We start from the raw sequence: 7,213 nt of genomic DNA, 5'->3' as shown, positions 1-7,213 counted from the left end.
GAGACGGCGCAGGCTCTCGCCCTGGCGCGCGCTTCCGCAGCATCAACCAACGAGGACCTCGATAAAGCCCGCCTCGAGCGCGACGCGGCTGAACAGGAACGAGTCAGGGCTGTGTCGGCAAAAGAGCGTGCCGAGCAGACCGCAGCCGAGACGGCGCAGGCTCTGACACGAGAACGCGCTTCCGCAGCATCGATCCGTGAGGACCTTAATAAAGCCCGCCTGGAGCGCGGCACGTCCCCAGCACTTTCAGGAGAGGTCACCAGGCTGAACGAAGCTCTGGACAACCAGCGCGAAGCCACTGTTTCTCTGGCCCGCGACCTGGCTGCCAAACGCGCGGACAATGACAAACTCAGAGCTGAGCGCCGCAGCGCGCAAATTGAGCCGCCGCTGCAGCCTCGCTCTGGCCGCGCATCGGCCGGCAACGGTCAGATGAAGGCTGTCAGCCAGAAGACGACTACGCGCAGCAAGCTTCGCAACTCCTCGCAGGTGATCCGCGTGCGTACTATCGCGCTTCCCTTTGCCCTCCGGCCAATACACCCGACGTCGGATTGAATTCAAAACGATTGCGACGGCGGTGAACGCTCCAGTCATTAGCCTGTACCATTCGCAACACACGGAGGCCCGGAAAAGGGGATCGCAAAGAGTTCCGCGCTCTGCGCTATGTCAGACCGATCACGCTGCCTTTCGCGTTCAATTCGCACTCGACCGGCGCCTCACGCGTCTCCACCCGTCCCTGATGCATATAGTCGATGCTGACCTGAATGGGAGCCGAGATCTTGCGTTTGCTCAACCGACGTATGGAACCTGCGCTGCTGACGCGCACGCTGGCCGCACCAAACTTGGCGGCGGCCTGCTCGATTGCGTCCTGACAGGCGCGAACGACCTTATCCGGGACACCGGGCAGCGCTTCGATCGGGTGGACCGCTGATGGAACAGTGTTGTCTTCGAGAGGCTGCAGGGCGGGCGGGAGGTCGAGCGAATGCCCGCCGCCTGTGGACAGGTCGACAATGGCAGCTGGAGTTGACGGTATTGAGGCCGTTGGAGTGGTGCTGATCCCGTCATCGTTCGACGACGGACTGCCGCTGTCGCCGAGGGGATCGCCGGGATCGCCGGCAGGTCCTTTGTCCTTGCCTTTGCCGTTACCGCCGTTGTCATGGCTGCCATGACCCCCGTTGTCACCCTGATGGCCGCCACCACCATGCCCTCCGCCGTGCGGGCCGGCGGCTGCAGTTCCAGCGCAAGCTACCGCGATCGAGCAAGCGAATGCCAAATAAGCCAAGCTGAATCCAAGGGATTGACGCACGGTAGTCTCCAAATGTGCCCAGCTGTCCTTGCGCGGCATGCGGTCAGAACGTCTAAACCGCCGCTGCCTCAAGGCAAAAACTAGCGAATACGGTGCCCGCGGAATTAACTAGTGGATGAATCCGCTGCATCAAGGATGCTGGTTGGGGGGTCGATAGCGGCAACACAGCAATTTTTCCCAAGAACCAGAACCACAACGCCGCAAGTTATCGCGGCGATGTTCCAGCTCCCTGCTCGCCTTGGAGAAAGCGATGACGACCACAATGTCCCCTTTTCTCACCGCCCTCACCTCCGATGGCCCTTCCACCGACTGGGCGAAAGACATGGACCTGTACGCTTGGCTGATCGGCAGCTGGGACATGGACACGGTCCACCATCTCGACGACGGCACGATCCAGAAATGGGATGGGGAATGCCATTTCGGCTGGATTCTCGAAGGCCGCGCCATCCAGGACCTCTGGATCAGGCCGAGGCGCCCTGCCCCGTCGATCATGTACGGCACCACCTTGCGCGTCTTCGATCCCGGCATCGACGGCTGGCACATCATCTGGAGCGATCCGCTCAACCAGGATTACTCACGCCAGGTCGGGCGGGCCGAGGGCAACAACATCGTCCAGATCGGCCATGACTCGCGCGGCCTGCAAGCCCGTTGGCGCTTCACCGAGATCACGGCCGACAGCTTCCATTGGATCGGCGAGGAAAGAGCTGCCGAGAGCGATCCCTGGCAGGCGACTTATGAGCATTTTGCACGGCGGGCAGGTTCCTGACGCACTGTCTGTGGCCGATCGCAGATTTCCAGGATCGATCCTCCTTCCGCGCGCGCTCGCCGTAACGAACCACGATCATACGGCCTTGACGATGCTGATTGGGAATGCGTGCCGACACCTATCCGCGTCCCGGCGCATAGGCGGCCTTCAACCGCTTACTTTGAGCCTTTCACCGCCAAGTGCCGGTGTCGCTCGAACATCGCCAGTTTGTGCCCATATGTCATCCGCACCTCGGATCGGCACCCTTCGCATCTGAACGTTGTGATGCTCGATGCGCTTCCTACATTAGCAATCAACGATATATTAATGGCTACTGTGCAGCCTGTTCGACTCGGGAAATCTCCCGATCGACGATCCGGCACTCGGTGTGCCGAGACGCTCGACCGATGCGGAGCAAAACGCATGAGTGTCGAAACAGCATTGGCGCAGCTACTGCGCATGATCCACCGTCGCGCCCTGAATTTGGCTGCACTACCGGACGATGAGAGAGATCCATACTACGATAGCATCCGCCGGTCCTGTTGCGGAGCGGCCGAGCACATCGGTCAATCCCCCGACAACGCCGCCATCACCGCAAACAGCATGGTCGAATTTACCCGGGCGATGGTCGGCATCATCGAGGCGGGGCGCGGATAAATCGCGCGTCAACACGCTCGCGACGAGCTCGGGAGGTGCCGAGAAGCGCGGCTACGGCGCGTTGCCTGCGGCTCGCGCGGTGACGATTGCCATGCGCGGGTCGACGATCGGGCTTCCAAGCGATCGCTATCTCAGATCCCGCCCCAGATGTTCGAGGACAGATGCTTGGTTGTCGGCATCACCGGCCAGCAAATATCCAGCTGATTGTCGGACGGCATGCCGTTCCGTATCCGCGTTGGGTTGCGGGCATCCTGCGCATATTTCAACGCCGCGCCCATGCGATTCAATGTCTTCAGGAACGACATAAAGTTTATCCTCAATTCGCCATGGCTGTAACGGGGCAATCCCGCCGCCTTCATGATGGCGCCTTAGATGACCGACGGTTGTTTCCGCCGCATTGCACGCAAGCGCAAGGCTCGTAACGAGAAGGACAGGCTTTGAAACATTTGTATGCAAACGAGCCGCCATGGCATGCGAGGCGTCTGGCCGGCTCGGCTACTGCCGTTGCTGTTTCGAAACAAATTTGCGTTCAAGCGCCATCAAACCGAAACCAAACTGCAGGAAAGCCGCCATCGACCGGCTCGACCGGAATTTAAACAAAGGAAAAATCGAAATGTCCAAGATTGTTCGCAATGCAATTTTCGCCATTGTTGCTGTCTTCGGCTTCGCTGGTTCGGCTTATGCTCAGCAGGCGGCCCTCAATTCGTGCAGCAACCATGACGATTACTACGCCATGTGCCTGGGCGCGAACAACGGCGACCACCATGATGGCCGCGGAAGCGATCGCCGTTAATCGACTATCCGCTGAAAAAGCCCCGCAGGCATCTCGCCGGCGGGGCTTTTTCGCGCTCCATCATCCTACCGGAAGACCTATGCCCTCGGGTTGCCAGGTCATTACTTGAAAAGTTCGGAAAGAACGGCATTTTCAAATTGCGACGGGTGGTGAGCCATGCTGGCAACCACGCCCAGCTTGTACGCCGGCAGGCCACAATGAATCACGGCGAGTCGGCGGCCGTTAGGGTAGCCGCCGCATTTAATTAGCGTTAACTAATTATAGACCGCGCTGTTCTATTCTGACACAGCGCGGTCTACTGCCACACAATGACCGTGCAGGCGGCTCTGGCCCAATCCACCCCCCCCAAGCTGGAGCCGCCACTCTCACCATACTCGGCCCGGTTGAACTAATTCTTACCGAATATCCTTTCTGGTGTGTTTCGCAGAAAGGTTGTCTTGTAGCCAAATGCTCGGTCGGTCGAGCGCGATGCATGGCCCTGATCGCAGTTCCGTTGCCAGGAATCACTCTCGTTACAACACGGCAGTCTGGCGGTCGCAGGACTGAAACATTGCTACTTTAACGTGCTATCGGTGGGTGCATAGGAGCGTGTGGCAAAATGTCGATTCCTCAAAACCTGAATGAGACAGATCTCAGATTCGAATGTCCAAGATGCCGGCATCCGATTATCCGGAAAGGCTCCTGGTTCAAGTCCGTGGCTACATTCAAATGCGGGGTTTGCCAAACACCGATACGGCTTGGATATCCGGCAAAGCTCCGATTATTCGAGAAACACAACCAGTCAGCCAGCCCCAATCGCATCAGCCAAGCCTAATAGATACGCGTCATCTCATCCCGACCAGGCGATGTCTCCGTTGGATCAGTCTTTGAGTATAGTGGCCGTCCCTGGTCGACTTGTTTTCAAAAAATAAGAAACGCGGTTGAACCGCGCCTTTTTTACTTCAGCGCTGACGATCACTGGCTACAGTGCCCTACTCTGCCGCCGCATACCCCGCGATACCCTTGATCTCGAGAAAATCCTCCAGCCCGTATTCGGCATATTCGCGACCGTTGCCGGACTGCTTGTAGCCGCCGAAGGGCAGGCCCGCGTCCCAGGCCGGGTAGTTGATGTAGACGGTGCCGGAGCGCATGCGGGCGGCCGCCTGGCGCGCCTTCTCGATGTCCTTGGCCTGGATATAGGAGGCAAGGCCGAAGACGGTGTCATTGGCCTGCTCGATCGCCTGCTCGACTGTGTCGTAGGGCATGATCGACAGCACCGGCCCGAAGATTTCCTCCCTGGCGATGCGCATGTCATGCGTGACGTTGGCGAAGACCGTCGGGCGGACATAGTAGCCGCGGTTGAGCTCGGCCGGGCGGCCGGGGCCACCGGCAACCAGGGTGGCGCCTTCGTCGATGCCGCTCTGGATCAGGTCCTGGATCTTGTCGAACTGCAGTTGGCTGACCACCGGACCGAGCTTCGACGTGGGCGCATCGGCCGGGCCGACGGTGAATTTCTCTGCCGCCTTCTTCGCATAGCCGGCGGCCTCGTCATGTCGGTCGCGCGGCACGAACATGCGGGTCGGCGCGTTGCAGGACTGGCCGCTGTTGCCGAAGCAGCCGGCGACGCCCTTGGTGACGGCCCGCTCCAGATCGACATCGGGGAACAGGATGTTGGCCGACTTGCCGCCGAGCTCCTGATGCACGCGCTTGACCGTGTCGGCCGCCGCCTTGGCGACCAGGATGCCGGCGCGGGTCGAGCCGGTGAAGGACATCATGTCGACATCCGGGTGGCTGGCCAGCGCCTGGCCGACGGTCGGGCCGTCACCGTTGACGAGGTTGAAGACGCCCTTCGGCACGCCGGCCTCGTCGATGATCTCGGCGAAGATGATGGCGTCGAGCGGCGCGATCTCGGACGGCTTGAGCACCATGGTGCAGCCGGCGGCAAGCGCGGGACCGACCTTGCAGGTGATCTGGTTCAGCGGCCAGTTCCACGGCGTGATCAGGCCGACGACGCCGATCGGCTCCTTGACGATGAGCGAGGTGCCCTTGATGTGGCGGAAGGGAAAGGTCTTCAGCACCTCGGCCATCTTCTCCAGATGCGCAAGGCCGACGCCGACCTGGCTGTCCAGCGCCATCTGGCGCGGCGCGCCCATCTCGCGCGAGACGGCGAGCGCAAGGTCCTTGCTGCGCTTCTTATAGATTTCGATGACGCGGTTGAGGATATCGAGCCGCTCCTCGACCGAAGCAAAGCCGAACGTGGCGAAGGCGCGCTTGGCCGCCGCCACCGCCTTGTCGACATCGGCCTTGGAGCCCAGCGAAATCTGCGCGAAAGCGTCCTCGTTGGAGGGATCGATGACGTCGAGTGTATTGGGCACAACAGGATCGACCCACACGCCATCGATATAGAACTGCAGATTGTGGGACATGGTTTCTCCTTGGGCGGGATATCTGATGTGATTGGGGGAGCGATCGCCGGATCGTCGTATCGCGTCAGAGATGACGATGCGGCAAGAGCGATGTCAAACGCAAGGGCGGGCGATTGAGCCAGGCGGCTACAGAAGAGTGTGCCCCGCCGCGACCAGAAGCCCCCTTGCCGCGGCTTCATCCTTCTCTTTGACGAGCAGATGGTCGCCATCAAAGGTGGATACCAGAAAAATGCCGAGTTCGTTTTCCGACAATGGCTTTATTACCGACAGCACGATGCCTGTTTCGTCGAAGGCAAAGGGACCCTGGAGTTTCAGGGCGACCCAGTCCCTGTCGTGCTGCACCCCGTCCGGCACCCGCTCCTGCAGGCAGACAACCGAAAGCTCGTCCTCGGTCCTGGTGATGCTGACGAAGCCCGGTCCGTCGGCCCAGCCGGGAATGCTCTCTTTTGCTGCGAGACGCGAAACCGCATACCGCCCCGAGAGTGGCTTCAACCGGACCCTGATTGCCATCCGAACCTCCTCTGTTTGTCGGCGATCACGGATTCGATGCACGTCTGAGCGGCAGCAATCTGCTCCAAACCGAGATTCTCCGTCAACTTGGGAGCAATCCTACAGAGACCATCGATGGCGTTCTGCATCATGCCAGCTTCTTGCTCATATAGACCGTCGTGCCGTTCATGAACGGTTCTTCGCGGTCGATCGTATAGCCGTGCTTCTTGTAAAGCGACACATTGGCTGCGAAGGCGCCATTGGTCAGCAGGCGCAATTCGAAGCGGCTCGCCGCGCGCGCCTTGTGCTCGGCCCGTTCGAGCAGCAGCCGGCCAATGCCCCTGCCCTGCGCGTCCGGCGCCACGCAGACATTCTCGATCCAGAGGTGATCCTCCTCCAGCATGGTCTCGATCATGCCGACAATGCGATCGCTCTCGACGGCAAGTTCAAACGGATGCTCGGCAACTGCTCTGTCATAGTCGGCGAGCATCGGCATCGGCTCGCGGCCGATCAACGGCACCCATCTGGAATAGGCGGCGCGCACGATGTCCCTGATCGTGGCAGCGTCAGCACGTTCGGCCGGCCGAAACCGGATGGAAGAATTGGTCACAGCAAGGCTCCAGACATGAAAGCCCCGCCGGCGGATGTCGCGGCGGGGCGGGAAACGAACAAACCGGAATTTATTCGGCCGGTGTTTGTCGTCGCGCAATCGGCTTACCGCTCTCCATCGTATAGAGGCGACGTCGCTTGGTGATGGCGGGTGCAAAAACGAACATGGCGCCACGCTGGAACAGGAAGTTCAGCCCGTCAAGATTTTGAGA

At 60.3% G+C, this 7,213-nt stretch carries 8 protein-coding genes and 1 pseudogene; 4 read left to right on the top strand and 5 right to left on the bottom strand.

Translation table 11 applies throughout. The features are described 5' to 3' along the window. Positions 1-552, top strand: a pseudogene (locus LB523_RS07075) (hypothetical protein); the annotation flags it as partial. A 106-nt stretch (positions 553-658) separates the two neighbouring features. Here LB523_RS07075 and LB523_RS07070 read toward each other — a convergent pair. Next, positions 659-1,303: a hypothetical protein gene (locus LB523_RS07070; RefSeq protein WP_224601777.1), complete on the bottom strand. Its 645-nt coding sequence runs from the start codon at positions 1,301-1,303 to the stop codon at positions 659-661. Between the two features lie 250 nt (positions 1,304-1,553). On the opposite strand from LB523_RS07070, the gene LB523_RS07065 reads away from it, so the two are divergent. Both LB523_RS07065 and LB523_RS07060 read left to right on the top strand, forming a co-directional pair. Continuing rightward, complete coding sequence (locus LB523_RS07065; RefSeq protein WP_224601774.1) at positions 1,554-2,069, top strand: hypothetical protein; 516 nt, start codon at positions 1,554-1,556, stop codon at positions 2,067-2,069. Between the two features lie 402 nt (positions 2,070-2,471). Further along, on the top strand, positions 2,472-2,705 hold the full coding sequence (locus LB523_RS07060; protein ID WP_140633997.1) for a hypothetical protein: 234 nt from the start codon (positions 2,472-2,474) through the stop codon (positions 2,703-2,705). A gap of 131 nt (positions 2,706-2,836) precedes the next feature. Here the strand turns inward: LB523_RS07060 and LB523_RS07055 are convergent, their stop codons facing one another. After that, the gene (locus LB523_RS07055; RefSeq protein WP_224601772.1) at positions 2,837-3,010 is read right to left on the bottom strand and encodes a hypothetical protein; all 174 of its coding nucleotides are present in this window, start codon (positions 3,008-3,010) and stop codon (positions 2,837-2,839) included. A 308-nt stretch (positions 3,011-3,318) separates the two neighbouring features. Between LB523_RS07055 and LB523_RS07050 the strand changes: the two genes are divergently transcribed. Further along, a complete protein-coding gene (locus tag LB523_RS07050) occupies positions 3,319-3,498 on the top strand; it encodes a hypothetical protein (protein WP_224601770.1) in 180 nt (59 codons plus the stop codon). 971 nt (positions 3,499-4,469) lie between these two features. Here the strand turns inward: LB523_RS07050 and LB523_RS07045 are convergent. The 3 genes from LB523_RS07045 to LB523_RS07035 all read right to left on the bottom strand — a co-directional run bounded on the left by LB523_RS07045 (position 4,470) and on the right by LB523_RS07035 (position 7,002). Further along, the gene (locus LB523_RS07045; protein WP_224601768.1) at positions 4,470-5,903 is read right to left on the bottom strand and encodes an aldehyde dehydrogenase family protein; all 1,434 of its coding nucleotides are present in this window, start codon (positions 5,901-5,903) and stop codon (positions 4,470-4,472) included. Positions 5,904-6,029: 126 nt separating this feature from the next. Continuing rightward, positions 6,030-6,413, bottom strand: a complete 384-nt coding sequence (locus tag LB523_RS07040; RefSeq protein ID WP_224532758.1) for an ACT domain-containing protein — start codon at positions 6,411-6,413, stop codon at positions 6,030-6,032. Positions 6,414-6,540: 127 nt separating this feature from the next. Next, complete coding sequence (locus LB523_RS07035) at positions 6,541-7,002, bottom strand: GNAT family N-acetyltransferase (protein WP_224601767.1); 462 nt, start codon at positions 7,000-7,002, stop codon at positions 6,541-6,543. Positions 7,003-7,213 lie beyond the last annotated feature (211 nt).

The sequence above is a fragment of the Mesorhizobium sp. ESP-6-4 genome (assembly GCF_020164735.1).
GTDB lineage: Bacteria > Pseudomonadota > Alphaproteobacteria > Rhizobiales > Rhizobiaceae > Mesorhizobium.
This window is presented reverse-complemented; position numbering and strand designations above follow the sequence as displayed.